The sequence below is a fragment of the Streptomyces sp. NPDC027672 genome, assembly GCF_055566335.1.
In genome coordinates this window covers 1-15,238 of the sequence record NZ_JBVHSO010000016.1, presented here as the reverse complement: position 1 = coordinate 15,238, position 15,238 = coordinate 1, and the positions used below count along the sequence as shown (strand labels likewise).

Sequence of the window (15,238 nt, the reverse complement as noted above, 5' to 3'; positions counted from 1 at the left end):
TGTACGGAGCGTGCTCATCGCGCACGACGCGCCGTGGATTTGGCTGAAAATCATTCCTTAGAAGTACCGCGTATGTCCGCCGCGACCATGGAACTTGAGGGCGCACGGGGGGTTTTGGGGGAGCGTATTGGGGGCGCATTCGCGCCGCACCGGTCGGCCGCCGCCCCCACCGCCCACAGCCGGCACCCGCCGCCCGCCCGCCGGTCCGCCCGGCCCGCACCGCCGACTCCCCCGGGCGAAGGCGGCGCCACCGCGCCTCCGCGCCGTGCCCTTCATGGCAGCATGGGGTCCGGTTCGTACGGTGCACGGGTGGTCCACAGTCCGCGGAGGCGTCGATGCGGTGGTTGGTGGGGTGGAGCAGCACCGCCGCGCGCGCCGCCGGGCCCGGACCGGCGGGCACGGTCGGGTACGACGGCGAGACCCTGCACCCGGTCGGCTCCCACCTCCTGTGGGGCGACCCGGACCCGCTGTGGGCCGTCGGCGACTGGCGGCCGGACGAGGTGCGCGTGGTGCACGCCGACGCCGGGCACCGGATCGCCGTCCTCGGCATCTGCGGCGCCACCGACGAGGAGCTGCGGCGCGGCCTGTTCACCGCGCGCGGGGGAGCGGTGCGCCACCTGACCACCTGGCCCGGCAGCTACACGGCCGTCGTCCAGGCCGGCCGCCGCGTCACCGTGTGCGGCGATCTGGCGGGCGCCCGGCCGGTGTTCTACACGCCCTGGGCCGGCGGCACCGCCTACGCCACCGCCGCGCTGCCCCTCGCCGACCTCGTCGAGGCCCCGCTCGACTTCACCCATCTCGCCGCCCTGCTCGCCGCCCCGGACGTGCCGGCCGCGCGGCGCGACACCACCCCGTACGAGGGTGTGCGGCGCATTCCGCCGGGGCACGCGCTGGTGCTGCGCGCCGGAGCCCGGGAGGTCGCCGGGTACGAGCCGGTCGCCTCCCTCGCGGTGGCCGCGCCCCCGGCCGACCCCGGCCGCGCCGTGGACGCCGTGCGCGACGCCCTCGTGGAGGCGGTCCGCACCCGGCTGTCGGCCCCCCGGCACGTGCCCGACCTGGATCCCGGGCCGGTGCCCGGCATGGGGCCGGCCGAGCGGCGGGCCGCGCGCGGGATGCCCGTCCCCGGCGTCGGCGCCGACCTGTCCGGCGGGCCCGCCTCCGCCACCCTCGCGCTGCTGGCCGCCGGGCTGCCCGGCCGGCCCGGCACGCTCCTCGGCCACGGCACGGGCGCCGGCGAACGCCTCCTCGCCGTCACCTTCAACGACCTGGCCGTGGCCGGCCACGAGGCCGAACTCGAACGTGCCGGCGCCCTCGCCGCGGGGCCCCGGCTGCACCACGTCGTGGTCACCGGCGGCGCGGAGACCCTGCCGTACGCCGACCTCGACGGCCCCCTGACCGACGAACCGGGCCCCTGCCTGGTCCAGGCGGCCCGGCACCGGGCGCGGCTCGCCGCCGGCAGCGCCGACCACTTCACCGGCCACGGCGCCCGCCAGGTCCTGGACGCCCACCCGGCCCGGCTCGCCGACCTCCTGGTGGACCGCCGGCGGCGCCATCTGGTCCGGCCGGTCACCGCGCTCGCCCGCGCCGACGGCTCGGTGCTGGTCCCCGCGCGTGTGTACGGCGCGGCCCGGCGGCTGGCCCGCACCCCGTACCGGGCGGGCCTGGAGGAGCTGGCCGAGCGGCTGATGCGGCGCCGCTTCGACGAGCCCAAGGGCGCGGCCGACGCCTCCCTCGCCGCGCTGACCTGGGCCGCACCCGGGCCCGCCGCCCGGTGGCTGACGGGCGAGGCACTGGCTGAAGTATCGGTTCTCCTCCAGGCGGAGGCCGACCGCTCCGCCAGCGGCGCGCTGCGGCCCGGCGACTACCGCGCCCGTGCGGCCCTCGCCCGGCACGCCGCCGACCTCCGCGTCCTGGAGCAGGCCGCGGAGATCCGCTCCCAGCGCCTGCACGCGCCCTTCCTCGACAACCAGGTCGTCCGCGCCTGCCGTGACCTGCCCGAGGCCCTGCGCGTCCGGCCCGGCGCCCGCGCGGCCATCCTCCGCACGGTCCTGGAGGGCGCCGGCGTCACCGACCTCCCGGCCGGCTGGGGCGCTCCCTCCCAGGCCTCCACGGCGGCCGCCGCGCGCGCGGGCCTGCGGGCCGCGGCCGATCCCCTGCTGGACCTCTTCGCCACCCCGCTGCTGGCCGACGCCGGGCTGGTGGAGGCGCGGGTCGTCCGCGACGCCCTGCGGGCCGGCGCGGCGGGCGAACCGCTCGCCCTGGACGGCCTGGCCGACCTCGTCTCCCTCGAAGTGTGGCTCCGCCGCCTCCTCGCCCGCCGGGGCACCTGCTGGACCGGCACCCCCGCCCGCTCCCGCGCGGTCCCGTCGGGGATCCAGCCGCGGCGCAGCGCGCTCACTCCGGGAGGCTGAGGAGGCCGGTCCGGGCAGTCCGGGCCGGTCCGGTTCGGGTCCGCACGTGAGTGCGCGGAGGCCGGGCCGGTCCGGTTCGGGTTGGCCGTGGGTGCGCGGGGGCCGGTCCGGGCCGGGTTCGCCGTGGGTGCGGAGGCCGCGCCGGTCAGGGTTGACCGTCGGTCCGTAGCCCCCTGCGGGCCGTCCGGTCGTGCTCGCCGTGCGTCCGCGGAGGCCCCTCAGGGGCGTCCGCGACGGCGGGGGCGCCGCGCCGCCGCCGAAACCCCCGTGCCCCGGGTCCGCGTCCCCCGCCACAATGTCCGGGTGCGGTACGGAATCCTGGGCGTGACCCAAGCAGCGGACGACCAGGGCACACCCGTACCCGTCGGCGGCCCGCGGCTGCGCGCGCTCCTCGCCGCCCTCGCCCTGCGCCCCGGCCGCACCAGCACCCCCGCCTCCCTCGTCGACGAGATCTGGGCGGACACCCCGCCGCAGGACGCCCCCGCCGCCCTCCAGGCCCTCGTCGGCCGTCTGCGCCGCGCCCTCGGCCGGACCGCCGTCACCTCCACCCCGGGCGGCTACCGCCTGGAAGCCACCGAGGACGACGTGGACCTCCACGTCTTCGAACGGCTCACCCGCACCGGCACCGCCGCCCTCGCCGCCGGCGACCCGGCCACCGCCCACCGCACCCTCACCGAGGCCCTGTCCCTCTGGTACGGCCCGGCCCTCGCCGACCTCCCCGACCGCACCGCCGCCACCCGCGCCGAGGCCCTGCGCCTGGAGGCGGTCCGCGCCCGCGCCGCCGCCGCCCTCGGCCTGGGCCGCGCCCGGGAGGCTGTACCGGAGCTGCGGGAGCTGACCGCCGCCCACCCGTACGACGAGTCCCTGCACGTGCTGCTCATCCGGGCCCTGCGCGACACGGGCCGCCCGGCCGACGCCCTCGCCGCCTACGAAGCCGCCCGCCGCACCCTCGCCGACACCCTCGGCACCGACCCCGGCCGGGAACTCAGGGACCTGCACACGTCATTGCTGACACAGCAGGACCCCGCCGCCCCGCCGCCCCCGCGGACACAGCACCCGCAGTTGCCGTCCGCCGTCCGGCCTCCCGGGCGCACCGGCAACCTCCGCCCCCGTCTGACGTCCTTCGTCGGCCGGGAACCCGAACTGGAGGCCATCCGCGCCGACCTGCACCGGGCCCGCCTGGTCACGCTCACCGGACCGGGCGGCTCCGGGAAAACCCGCCTCGCCGAGGAGGCCGCCGCCACCCACCCCTCGGCCTGGCTGGTCGAACTGGCCCCGCTCGACCGGCCGGAGGCGGTACCCGGCGCGGTGGTCAGCGCGCTCGGCCTGCGCGAGACCGTGCTGCTGACCAACGAGCTGGGCACCCCGCAGGCCGACCCCACGGCCCTGCTGGTCGAGTACTGCGCCCCGCGCAGCGCCCTCCTGGTCCTCGACAACTGCGAACACGTCATCGCCGCGGCCGCCGGCCTCGCCGAGACCCTCCTCACCCGGTGCCCCGGACTCACGATCCTCGCGACCAGCCGGGAACCCCTCGGCGTCCCCGGGGAGTCGGTACGCCCGGTCGAGCCGCTCGTCCCCGAGCAGGCGCACCGCCTCTTCGCCGAGCGCGCGCGTGCCGTCCGCCCCGACGCCGGCGCGGTGCTCGCCGACACGGAGGCCGTCACGGAGATCTGCCGCCGGCTGGACGGACTGCCGCTCGCCATCGAGCTGGCCGCGGCCCGGCTCAGGCTGCTGACCCCCCGGCAGATCGCCGACCGCCTGGACGACCGCTTCCGCCTGCTCACCTCCGGCAGCCGCACGGTCCTGCCCCGCCAGCAGACCCTGCGCGCGGTCGTCGACTGGTCCTGGGACCTGTTGGACGAGGGCGAGCGGACGGTGCTGCGCGAGGTCTCGGTGTTCGCCGGCGGCTGGGACCTCGCGGCGGCCGAGGCCGTCTGCACCGGCCCCGTGGCGGACCTGGTCGGCGCGCTGGTCGACAAGTCCCTCGTGGTCGCCGCCCCGACCGGCCCGGCCGGCACCGGCATGCGTTACCGCATGCTGGAGACCATCCACGAGTACGCCACCGAGCGCGCGGCCGAGGTCCCCGGACTGCGCGCGGCAGCCGAGCGGCGCCACCGCGCGTGGGTGCGCGCGCTGGTGGAGGAGGCCGAGCCGCAGCTCCGGTCGGCCGCCCAACTGCCCTGGTTCTCCCGCCTGGAGACCGAGCTGGACAACGTCCGCGCCGCCCTGGACCGCGCGGTCCGCGCGGGCGACGAGGCGGAGGCGGGCGCCGTCGTCCTGGCCATCGGCTGGTTCTGGTGGCTGCGCAGCCACCGCCGGGAGGCGATCGGCTGGGTGCGGCTGGTGCTCCGCCTGGGCGCCGCCCTGGACACCCTGCCCGCCGGCGCGCCGGCCGGCGACCTGGCGGCCCGGGTGGCGGCCGCCGACCCGGTGGGCGCCTTCCTCGCCGACCCCGCGGGCGCGGCCCGGCACCCGCTGGCCGCGCTGCGGATGGACCTGCGCATGCTCGACCTGTTCCTGACCTCCGAGACGGACGCCGGCCACCTCGCGGGCGGGGACCGGGGCCCGGAGTACGTCGCGCGGGTGCGGGCCGCCTACGAGTGCGGCGGTCCCCGGGCCGCCCGGCTCCCGGGCATCGTCTGGCCGCTGACCGCCTACTACCTGGGCGGCCCGGCCGACATCCGTCCGGTCATGACCGAGTCCGTCGCCAACGCCCGCAGGTACGGCGGCGACTGGGAGGTCGCGGTCACCCTGATGTACCGCGCCCACGTGACCGTCGACTCGCCGGGCAACCTCCGGGGCGTGGACGAGGACCTGGCCGAGCTGCGCGTCCTCGGCCGGCGGGTCGGCGACCGCTGGGTGCGGGCCCAGGTGTGCGGCGCGGCCGGCGAGGCGGCCATGGCGCGCGGCCGGTTCGACGAGGCACGCGGCGAGTACGAGGAGGCGCTGCGCCTGGCCTGCGAGGTGGGCGCGGACGCCGAGGCGCCGTTCCTGCTGGCCCGGCTCGCCGAGATCTCCTACCGCTCCGGCGACCGGGACGGCGCGCTGGCCGTCCTGGACGAGGCGGAGGCGACCGCCGACCGGCACGCGGTGCCCGAGTCACGGGCCTTCGCGCTGCTGCTGCGCGCCCACATCGCCCTGTACGACGGACGGACCGCCGAGGCCCGCGAGCTGTACGAGGCGACCCTCGCCCAGCTCCGGGACGCCGCGCCCCCGCCGCAGTTCGTGGCGGCCCAGCGCACGGTGGAGGGCCTGCTGCTGGCCGCCGAGTCGGGCCCGGCGCACGGGCTGCCGGTCCTGGCCACGGCGCTGCGCGAGGCCGTGGACCAGCGGTGCGCCGAGTCGATCACGGCCGGGCTGGCGGACACCGCGGCCGGGCTGCTCGCCCGGCTCGGCGATCTGCCGGGCGCCGTACGGCTGTTCGCCGCCGCGGACCGGTGGCGCGACGGCCGCCCGCGGCCCGAACCCGAGCGCGGTGAGGCGGCCCGGACCCGGGCCGAGGCCCGCGCGGCGCTCTCCGCCGGCCGGTACGACGCCGAGCGCGCCCGGGGCGCCTCGCTCGGCGTGCCGGACGTGCTGCGCGAGCTGAGCGCCACGGCGGCCGCCGCGACCGCCCGGCAGGGCGCGCCCGGGAACGGGTGAACCGGGGTTACCGGCAGGTGAGGCGGGAGTGCGCCCAGTCCGCCGGCACGACCCGGCCGAAGGCGCCGCCGTGCGGCTCCACCACGAGCCGTACGGTGGTGCGCCCGGTGAGGTCCACATGGACGGGGACGGCCGGCTCGCGCCCCTTGACCGGACCGGACCGCCACAGCGGGACTCCGTCGGCGTAGACGGCGAAGGAGACCTCGCCGCGGCCCAGGGCCATGTCGTCCACCCCGGCCAGGGCGTCGTACGCGGCGCACGGCCGGTTCAGGGCGATGGTGACGGAGGACTCGCCGGACACGGTGATGCCGCGCGCGTACGCCGTACCGTCGATCGACATGCCGTACCGCTGCCACACCCAGCCGCTCTCGCCCAGCCGGATCTCGGGCTCGGTGCCGTCGCCGGTGACGTCGTAGCGCAGCTCGCTCAGCTCGTAGACGGCGGACGCGGGCGCCGGGGTGGGCGTCGGGGTCGGGGTCGGGACGGGCGTCGGGGGCGGCTTGGGTGTGGGCTTCGGCCTGGGGGCGGGCTCCGCTGGGGGCCTCGGGGTCGGGGTCGGGGTGGGCCTGGGGGCCGGTGTGGGCGTCGGGGTGGGCGCGGGCGTGGCTGTCCGGGCCGGCGTCCGGGGCGATGCCGGGGCCGGTGTCCGGGTCGGAGCCGGGGCCGGGCCGGGAGCGTGGTGCACCGGCTTGGGCGAGGGGCTGGGCAGGGGCTTCGCCGGTGCGGGCGGCGGGGTCTCGGACCGTACGACCGGTGGGGACGGCGCCGGCCCGGCGGCCACCCGCGCCGGCCGGCCGTCGTCCACCAGGGCCAGCGCGACCGCGGCGGCGGCCACCGCGACCACCCCGGCCGCGATCCCGGCCTTCACCGGCGCCCCCAGCCCTTGCCGGACCGCGGCCCCGCCCGCCCCGCCGGACGAGCCGGCGGCCCCGGCGGCGGCCCCCGCCCCGGCGCCGCCGGCCACGATCCCGAGCGCCTTGGCGTATCCCGCGGCCCCGAACCAGCCGATGACCGCGACCGGTACGACGGCGGGGATGCCGTTCGCGACCTCCTCGAGCTGCGCCGCCGCCAGCCGGCACCGGGCACACTGCGCGAGGTGCTCGCGCAGGCCCCGCTCGGCCCGGACGCGCAGCTTGCGGCGGGCGTAGCCGCCGAGCCGGTCGGCGTAGCGGGCGCACTCCTCGTCGGCGGTGAGGGCGGCGCTGACGTGCGCCTGGAGATAGGCCTGCCGGAGCCCTTCGCGCGCGCGGCTGGCGAGCACCCGGGTGCCGTTGGCGTCCAGCCCGAACAGGACGGCCACCTCGCTCGGCGACTCGTCCTCCACCTCGGTGTGCCACAGCACGGCCTGCCAGCGCTCGGGCAGGGAGCGGAAGGCCCGTGCGGCCATGGACTGCTCGGCCGCGTGCAGGGCGCGCGCGTCGGCGCCGAGACCGAGCGTGCCGTCGCCGGACGTCTCCGCGGCCCGCGCGGCCTGTCCGGCGAACAGGGCGAAGTCGTCGACGAGCTGCTCACGCCGGGCCGACCGGGCCCAGTGCGCGGCGACGCGCCGTACGGAGGTCAGCAGATAGGCCCGTACGGCGTGCTCGGGCCCCGCACCGCCGCGCACCGCCTGGAGCATCGCCGCGAACACCTCGGCGGTGAGGTCGTCGGCGGTGTGGCCGTCCCGGCAGCAGGTCCGCGCGTACCGCCGCACCGCGCCGGCGTGCCGCCGGTACAGCTCCTCGTAGGCGGAGTCGTCCCCGGCGCGCATCCGTTCGATCAGCTCGCCGTCGCCGGGCGGTGTCCGCCGGGAGGCCGTCGGCACCCCGCCCGCGCGCTGCGCGGGCACGCTCCCGCCCCGGAGCCCGCCGGACCCACCCGCCGTGCCGGACCGGTCCGTTGTGCCGGGCCTGTCCGGGGGCGCGGACTGGCCCGGGGGCGCGGACTGGCCCGGGGGCGCGGACTGGCCTGGGGACGCGGACCGCCCGCCCTGTTCCGGTACGTACGGCGCGGCCGGCCCGTGCGTGCCCGCGTCCGCCCCGTCGTTCACGCCCGACCCGTCCCGCCCGTCAGCGCCCATCGCGGAAAGCCCCCGGCCCCGGCCCAGCCCCATCCGTCACCGGTTCAGCGTGCCACAGCCCTCTCCCTCCGAGGCGCCCCGCGCACATCTCGTCCGTTCATCCGAGCGGAACTCCTCCGCGCGCGCTCGAACACGGGCCGGACAGCCGTCCGTCCGGGCGCCCGGACGGACCGCCCGAGGGTCCACGGGTCCCGCGAAGGCCCGCCCGCGCCACCCGGCCGTGACAGCCGATCGGGTGGCGCGGGCGGGAAGCGGAACCGGCCGCCGGAAGCGGGAGCCGAGCCCCGGAGCGAGGCCGGAAACGATCCCGTGGCCGGGCCGCGTCAGACCGGCCGCGACCGCAGTCCCTCCAGCAGGATGTCCAGCAGCCGCGAGGAGGCCGCCGCCTGCTGCGCCGCGTCCGGCAGGGACGGCGCCGCCGTGGCGATCACCAGCAGCACGTCGCCCACCGACACGTCCGGCCGCAGCGCGCCCGCCGAACGGGCCCGCTCCACCAGTTGCCCGACCACGTCGAGCAGGGCACCGGCCCCGGCGTCGTCGTCCGCCGCCGGAGCCTCCGCCACGAGCCGCAGCTCGACGCCGACCGGCTGCACCCGCTGCTGGGGCACCCGGGTGTCCGCGAGGACACCGACCGCGCCCACGGCGGGGAACGCCCCGGCGGGGCCCTCCTCGCCCGGCGCGGCGGAGCCGACCCGCAGCACCTGCGGCGGCAGCAGCCGCCCGGCGCCCGAGGCGACGGACGTCCGCAGGAACCGCGACAGCGCCGACCACGGCTCGTCCTCCTGTCCGAGCGCCGCCCGGGCCTGCTCGGTCAGCCGTGCCGTCTCCTCCTCCGCGATCCGCCGGACCAGCACGTCCTTGCTGGGGAAGCGCCGGTACACCGTGCCCACCCCGACCCGGGCGCGCCGCGCCACGTCCTCCATCGGCGCGCCGTACCCCAGCTCGCCGAACACCTCACGCGCCGCACGCAGCACGTGTTCCAGATTGCGCTGTGCGTCCACTCGCAGCGGAGTCGTCCGCGCCCCGTCAGCGCGTCCGGCACCCGCCGTGCTCATCGATGTGCCACCGGGCGCGACGACGGTCGCGGATGCCCAATGCGTCTCCTGAACATGCATGTATTCCCCCGGTAATGTCGTCTCCCCCCGGAGACTCTCCCCGCCACTGAACCCGAGGTGCGCGAAAGCCGGCATCGGCCTCGACCGGAACCGCCCGTCGCGGGTCCGTTCGACCACATTCCCTACACCTCGTCGACACACGAACATAGTTGAGACGAAGTCAATTCAGAAGGGGCAGGTTCCGTACAGTGCGCCCCCCGATCGGAGTACGCGGCGCGTACGTCCGGTTTCCCTGCCTTCCCCTTCTCCCGACCGGCCCCGCTGACCTGCCCCCTTTCGTCCCGCGGTGACATCGCGGCGGGCTGTGCGCCCAGCCGGCCGCCCGTCACACACCTTGCCGGGCCTGTGGACAAACAACAGCGCCGGGTGCGTCATGGGAGGGTGATGGAACGTGCGCGCATTCTCGTTGTCGGCGGTGGCTACGTCGGGATGTACACGGCCCTGCGCCTCCAGCGGAAGCTGAAGGCCGAGCTGAGGAGAGGCGAGGTCGACATCACGGTCGTCAGTCCCGACCCCTACATGACGTACCAGCCGTTCCTTCCCGAGGCCGCCGCAGGCTCGATCTCCCCGCGCCACGTCGTCGTACCGCTGCGCCGGGTCCTGGACCACTGTCACGTCGTCGTCGGCGAGGTCACCTCCATCGACCACGACGCGCGCACCGCCGCCGTCACCACCCTCGCCACCGCCGAGGAGGGCAGGACCGCCCGGCTCCTCGGCTACGACGAACTGGTGCTCGCCCCCGGCTCGGTCTCCCGCGCCCTGCCCATCCCCGGGCTCGCCGAGTACGGCATCGGCTTCAAGACCGTCGAGGAGGCCATCGGCCTGCGCAACCACGTCATCGAGCAGCTGGACATCGCCTCCTCCACCCGCGACCCCGCGCTCCGCGACGCCGCGCTCACCTTCGTCTTCGTCGGCGGCGGCTACGCGGGCGTGGAGGCCCTCGGCGAACTGGAGGACATGGCCCGCTACGCCGCGCGCTACTACCACAACCTCCGCCCCGAGGACATGAAGTGGATCCTCGTGGAGGCCACCGACCGCGTCCTGCCGGAGGTCGGCCCGGAGCTGGGCCGCTACACCGTCACCCAGTTGCGCCGCCGCAACATCCAGGTGCTGCTGGACACCCGCCTGGAGTCCTGCGCCGGCCGGGTCGCCGTGCTCAGCGACGGCCAGCGCTTCCCGACCCGTACGGTGGTGTGGACGGCCGGCGTCACCCCGCATCCGCTGATCGCCGCCACCGGGCTGCCGCGCACCGGCCGCGGCCGGCTGCGCTGCACCGCCCAGCTCACCGTCGACGGCACCGAGCACGCCTGGGCCGCCGGCGACGCCGCCGCCGTACCCGACGTCACGGCCGCCGCACCCGGCGCCGAGACCGCGCCCAACGCCCAGCACGCGGTCCGCCAGGCCCGGGTCCTCGGCGACAACATCGCCCACGCGCTGCGCGGCGAGCCCCTGGAGACCTACGCGCACCGGTACGCCGGCTCCGTCGCCTCCCTCGGCCTGCACCAGGGCGTCGCCCAGGTCTACGGACGCCGGCTCCGGGGCTACCCGGCCTGGTTCCTCCACCGCGCGTACCACCTCAGCCGGGTGCCCACCGTCAACCGCAAGGCCCGGGTGCTCGCCGAATGGACCCTCGCCGGGCTCTTCCGACGGGAGATCGTCTCGCTCGGCTCACTCGAACACCCCCGCGCGGAGTTCGAACTGGCGGCCGGGGGAAAGTCTCCCCACGACCCCTCCGCAGACCCGAAGGGGTCGTCCTGACCGGGCCCGGGAACTCCGCGGGGCACCGGGGCGTCTGACGGATGTCGCCGCGTCCCGCTCCCTGCCAGACTGCCCACGTCCTCGGACGGGTCCCCCGCCCGCCCACCGCACCCACGAGGCCTTTCCCACAGTGAACTTCACGCGCTGGAGCGCCCGGCTCCCCGGTACGCAGCGCCGCGCCGCCGCGCGGTCCGAGACGGCTGTCTCCCCGGACCGGCGGAAAGAAGGCTCCGTGCCCGCGGCCCGCGCCGTACGGACCGCCGACGGCACCCACCCGGTCCCCGCCGTCGACGAACTGCCCGCGCGTGACGTGCTGGACCGCGTCCCGGCCCTCGTCGCCCTCGTGCACGGCCCCGACCACCGCGTCGCCTACGTCAACGGCGCCTACACGACGGCCTTCGGCCCCCGCCCCGCCGGCGGCCCCGCCCGCGACGCCCTGCCCGAACTCACCGCGCTGGGCCTGCTCCCGCTGCTCGACCAGGTGCTGCGCAGCGGGAAGTCCCGCACCCTGAAGTCCCGCAAGGCCCCGGACGGCCGCTCGTACACCTTCACCTGCACCCCCGTCACCGAGGGCGGCGACCGCGACGCGGGCGTGCTCGTCTTCGCCACCGACGTCACCGACCACGCCGAGGCCGCCGAGCGCCTGCGCGCCAGCGAGCGCCGCCAGCGCGAGACGGCCGTCACCCTGCAGCGCTCCCTGCTCCCGCAGGAGCTGGAGCAGCCCGACGACCTGCGCATCGCCGCCACCTACCACCCCGGCGGCACCGAGGCCGCGGTCGGCGGTGACTGGTACGACGTGATCACCCTCGGCGGCGGCCGGACCGCCCTGGTCATCGGCGACGTCATGGGCCGCGGTGTGCGGGCCGCCGCCGTCATGGGCCAGCTCCGCACCGCCGTCCGCGCCTACGCCCGCCTCGACCTGCCCCCGCACGAGGTGCTCCAGCTGCTCGACGGCCTCGCCGCCGAGATCGACGCCAACCAGATCGCCACCTGCGTCTACGCCGTCCACGACCCGAACGAGGGCCGGCTGGTGTACGCCTCCGCCGGCCATCTGCCGATCCTGGTCCGCGACGAGAACGGCACGGTCTCGCGCACCGACGAACCCACCGGCCCGCCGCTCGGCACCGGCGGCTGGATCCACTCCTCCGGCAGCATCGCCCTCGGCCCCGGCGCCACGGCCGTCCTCTACACCGACGGGCTGGTGGAGCGCCGTGACGCGGACCTGGACGAGGGCATCGCCGCGCTCGAAGGCGCCCTGGCCGGCGCCACCGGCACCCCGCAGGTCGTCTGCGACCGCCTGGTCCGCTCGGCCGGCGTGACCGCCGACCACGACGACGACGTGGCCGTCCTCGTCCTCCAGCACCCGGCGCGCACGGGCCCGGACGGCGACCTCTTCCGCAACGCGGCCCTGGAACTCCTCGGCGGGGTCGAGGCGGCACCCCGGGCGCGGGCCTTCGCCTCCGGCGTGCTGACGAGCTGGCGCTTCCCGGCCGAACTGCACGACCTCGGGGTGCTCGCCGCCAGCGAGCTGGTCGCCAACTCCCTCCAGCACGGCACCCCGCCCATGCGGCTGCGGCTGCGCCGCACCGACCGCCGGCTGATCGTCGAGGTCACGGACGGCGACGACCACCTGCCGCGCCGCCGGCGCGCGGAGCCGGGCGACGAGTCCGGCCGGGGCATCGCCATCGTGGCGACGATCGCCACCGGCTGGGGCAGCCGCCGCACCCCGGGCGGCGGCAAGGCGGTGTGGTGCGAGTTCGCGCTGCCAAGGGAGTAGCGCCGCAGGGACGACATCGCAGGGGCAAACGCCGTAGAGGTACGCCACAGGGGTGCGGGCCGGCTTCCGGGCACGGGTCGTCCGTGCCCGGCCGCGCGGTCGCCCGCGCCCCTGGGCTGGCGGCCGGCTAGGCGGCCAGTGTCTCCGCCGGGGCCGCGCCCCGGGCGACCACCCGGCTGCCCGCGGCGGCCCACGGCTGGTCCTGCGCCACGGTCAGCCCGCGGCCGAGCCGCAGCGCCAGCGCGGTGATGCCCAGCGAGACCAGCAGGAAGGCCACGACGTACGGCCCGGGCAGCGAGGCGCCCAGCGGACCGCCCACCGCCGGGCCGATCGCCAGCGCGAGCTGCTTGACCAGCGCGAACGCCGAGTTGTACTGCCCGGCCATGCCCTCCGGCGCCAGATCGGCGACCAGCGGCGCGAGCGTCGGCGACAGCATCGCCTCGCCCAGCCCGAACAGCGCGTACGTCGACACGAACGCGGCCGTGGCCATCTCCTGGCTGCCGTGCCCCAGCCCCGCGTACCCGGCGGCCAGCCAGGCCACGGCCCAGATCAGGCCGACCGAGGCGATCACGCGGGACCGCCGGCGCCGCTCCACCAGCTTCAGCACGGCGAACTGGGCGACCACGATCATCAGCGTGTTCGCGGCCAGCGCCGTACCCAGCGCGGACGTGGAGATCCCGGCCGCCTCCACGCCGTAGGCGCTCAGACCCGACTCGAACTGGCCGTAGCAGGCGAAGAAGAGCACGAAGCCCAGCACGCACAACTGCACCATCGCCCGGTTCCCGATGAGCTGCCGCCAGCCGCCCTTCGCCGACGCGGCGGGCGCGTCCTCCATGCGCGGCGAGTGCGGCATGCGCACCGTCGCCAGCACCGCCACCAGCAGCAGGAACATCGCCGCCTCGATCGCGAACAGCAGCGTGAACGACGACACGCGCGTGGTGTCGACCAGATGGCCGCCGATGAGGCCGCCCACACCGAGCCCCAGGTTCTGCAGGAAGAACTGGGTCGCGAACGCGCGCGAGCGCGTGTCCGCCGAGGAGCAGTCCACGATCATCGTCGCCAGCGCCGGCTGCATCACGGCCTGACCGGCACCGAGCGCCGCCGCGGACACCAGCACGGCCGTGGCGCTGCCCGCCAGACCGAGGCTCAGCGCGCCCAGCGCGGCCGTCACCAGAGCGGCGAGCAGGACCGGCAGCGGGCCGCGCCGCACGATCGCCCGGCCGGCGAACGGCAGCACGATCAGCGCGGCCACGGCGAAGACGGCGAGCACGAGTCCCGCCGTCATGGCTCCCAGCTCCCGCACCTGCGCCACATAGACGTACAGGTACGGGACGGTGAAACCGAGCCCGAACGCGCTGAGTGCGTTGCCCACGTGGATCCGGCGCATCGCTGCGCCCCTCGCCCTGGTCACGTTCACCTCTCTCACTAGTTAGACCTGAAGACTTCGAAGCTAAAGTTCGAAGCTAAAGAGTACACAGTGAAGGACTTCAAGGCAAAGGGGCTGCGTGCCATACTGCGCCCATGGCCGACACCCGCGGCGTCACCGAGCCGACACTCGAAGAACAGATCGCCGCCTACCAGCGCGAGTTCCAGGACCTGGACCCCCAGGTCGAGAAGATCGTGTCGGCGCTGTCCCGGCTGAACCGCCGGATGAACGTCGCGTACGGCCGCCAGACCGCCGCCCTCGGCATCAGCAACGCCGAGTGGGAGGTGCTCAAGGCGCTCGTCCTGTCCGGCGCGCCCTACCGCATGGGCCCGAGCGACCTGGCCAAGCGGCTCGGCCTCACCCCGGCCGCGATGACCCACCGGATCGACCGCATGGTCGCCGAGGGTCTGGTCACCCGGGAGCGGGACGAGTCCAACCGCGTCCGGGTCATCGTGGAGCTGACGCCCGAGGGCCGCGAGAAGTGGCTGGAGGCCATGCGCCTGGCGACGGTGTTCGAGGGGGACCTGCTCCAGGACCTCACGCCCGCCGAGCGCGCGGTGCTCGGCGAGGTGCTGACCCGGCTCCTGCGCCGGGTGGAGCACGCGCAGCCGGACGCCGGCGGCCGGCTCAGCGACCTGGACTGAGACCCCGCAAAAGATGTTGACAGGGTGGGTTGACACCCCCTGGTGCGGTCCGTAAAGTTCTTCGGGTTGCCGCGGAGCCGTAACGGTTCTCCGACAGCGCCTCCGCCGCCTCGAGCGGCACCCCTCACACCTTCAGTGCGATCTCCCGAACGGGTTGCTTTCGGCGTGCCGGAATTCAATTCGAATAGGGACTCGGCGGCCCGATTGGGAATCGCCGGGCGGATCCGCTAAGGTTTGAGACGTCGGAAGGGCCAACGGCCCGGAAGACAAACCCCCCTGACTGGGAGTCAGACGCCGAAAGGATCTGATAGAGTCGGAACCGCCGGAAAGGGAAACGCGGAAGCGGGAACCTGGAAAGCACCGAGGAAATCGGATCGAGAAAAGATCTGATAGAGTCGGAAACGCA

General features: G+C 76.3%; 8 protein-coding genes. 5 read left to right on the top strand and 3 right to left on the bottom strand.

Annotated features, from left to right (window positions below; all coding sequences use genetic code 11):
* The first annotated feature begins 335 nt into the window (after positions 1-335).
* Both ACZ4SV_RS30725 and ACZ4SV_RS30720 read left to right on the top strand, forming a co-directional pair.
* Entirely contained in the window at positions 336-2,411 is a 2,076-nt protein-coding gene (locus ACZ4SV_RS30725) for an asparagine synthase-related protein (RefSeq protein WP_397936756.1), read from the top strand.
* 303 nt (positions 2,412-2,714) lie between these two features.
* Complete coding sequence (locus ACZ4SV_RS30720; protein WP_468008124.1) at positions 2,715-6,053, top strand: ATP-binding protein; 3,339 nt, start codon at positions 2,715-2,717, stop codon at positions 6,051-6,053.
* A 7-nt stretch (positions 6,054-6,060) separates the two neighbouring features.
* On the opposite strand, the gene ACZ4SV_RS30715 is transcribed toward ACZ4SV_RS30720, so the two are convergent.
* Together ACZ4SV_RS30715 and ACZ4SV_RS30710 are read right to left on the bottom strand one after the other, a co-directional pair.
* Positions 6,061-8,112, bottom strand: coding sequence for a sigma-70 family RNA polymerase sigma factor (locus ACZ4SV_RS30715; protein ID WP_468008122.1), 2,052 nt, complete (start codon positions 8,110-8,112; stop codon positions 6,061-6,063).
* A gap of 323 nt (positions 8,113-8,435) precedes the next feature.
* The gene (locus ACZ4SV_RS30710) at positions 8,436-9,227 is read right to left on the bottom strand and encodes a TetR/AcrR family transcriptional regulator (protein ID WP_397936761.1); all 792 of its coding nucleotides are present in this window, start codon (positions 9,225-9,227) and stop codon (positions 8,436-8,438) included.
* Between the two features lie 384 nt (positions 9,228-9,611).
* Between ACZ4SV_RS30710 and ACZ4SV_RS30705 the strand changes: the two genes are divergently transcribed.
* Together ACZ4SV_RS30705 and ACZ4SV_RS30700 are read left to right on the top strand one after the other, a co-directional pair.
* A complete protein-coding gene (locus ACZ4SV_RS30705; protein ID WP_468008119.1) occupies positions 9,612-10,985 on the top strand; it encodes an NAD(P)/FAD-dependent oxidoreductase in 1,374 nt (457 codons plus the stop codon).
* A gap of 130 nt (positions 10,986-11,115) precedes the next feature.
* Positions 11,116-12,762, top strand: coding sequence for an ATP-binding SpoIIE family protein phosphatase (locus ACZ4SV_RS30700; protein ID WP_468008117.1), 1,647 nt, complete (start codon positions 11,116-11,118; stop codon positions 12,760-12,762).
* Positions 12,763-12,889: 127 nt separating this feature from the next.
* Here the strand turns inward: ACZ4SV_RS30700 and ACZ4SV_RS30695 are convergent, their stop codons facing one another.
* On the bottom strand, positions 12,890-14,149 hold the full coding sequence (locus ACZ4SV_RS30695; RefSeq protein WP_468008115.1) for an MFS transporter: 1,260 nt from the start codon (positions 14,147-14,149) through the stop codon (positions 12,890-12,892).
* Between the two features lie 134 nt (positions 14,150-14,283).
* Between ACZ4SV_RS30695 and ACZ4SV_RS30690 the strand changes: the two genes are divergently transcribed.
* Positions 14,284-14,832, top strand: coding sequence for a MarR family winged helix-turn-helix transcriptional regulator (locus ACZ4SV_RS30690; RefSeq protein ID WP_365883158.1), 549 nt, complete (start codon positions 14,284-14,286; stop codon positions 14,830-14,832).
* Positions 14,833-15,238 lie beyond the last annotated feature (406 nt).

Bases quoted from the DNA above. Each gene is read 5' to 3' on its own strand.
- ACZ4SV_RS30725 (WP_397936756.1), top strand. From the start codon at position 336: ATGCGGTGGTTGGTGGGGTGGAGCAGCACCGCCGCGCGCGCCGCCGGG.
- ACZ4SV_RS30715 (WP_468008122.1), bottom strand. From the start codon at position 8,112: ATGGGCGCTGACGGGCGGGACGGGTCGGGCGTGAACGACGGGGCGGAC.
- ACZ4SV_RS30710 (WP_397936761.1), bottom strand. From the start codon at position 9,227: ATGCATGTTCAGGAGACGCATTGGGCATCCGCGACCGTCGTCGCGCCC.
- ACZ4SV_RS30705 (WP_468008119.1), top strand. From the start codon at position 9,612: ATGGAACGTGCGCGCATTCTCGTTGTCGGCGGTGGCTACGTCGGGATG.
- ACZ4SV_RS30695 (WP_468008115.1), bottom strand. From the start codon at position 14,149: ATGCGCCGGATCCACGTGGGCAACGCACTCAGCGCGTTCGGGCTCGGT.
- ACZ4SV_RS30690 (WP_365883158.1), top strand. From the start codon at position 14,284: ATGGCCGACACCCGCGGCGTCACCGAGCCGACACTCGAAGAACAGATC.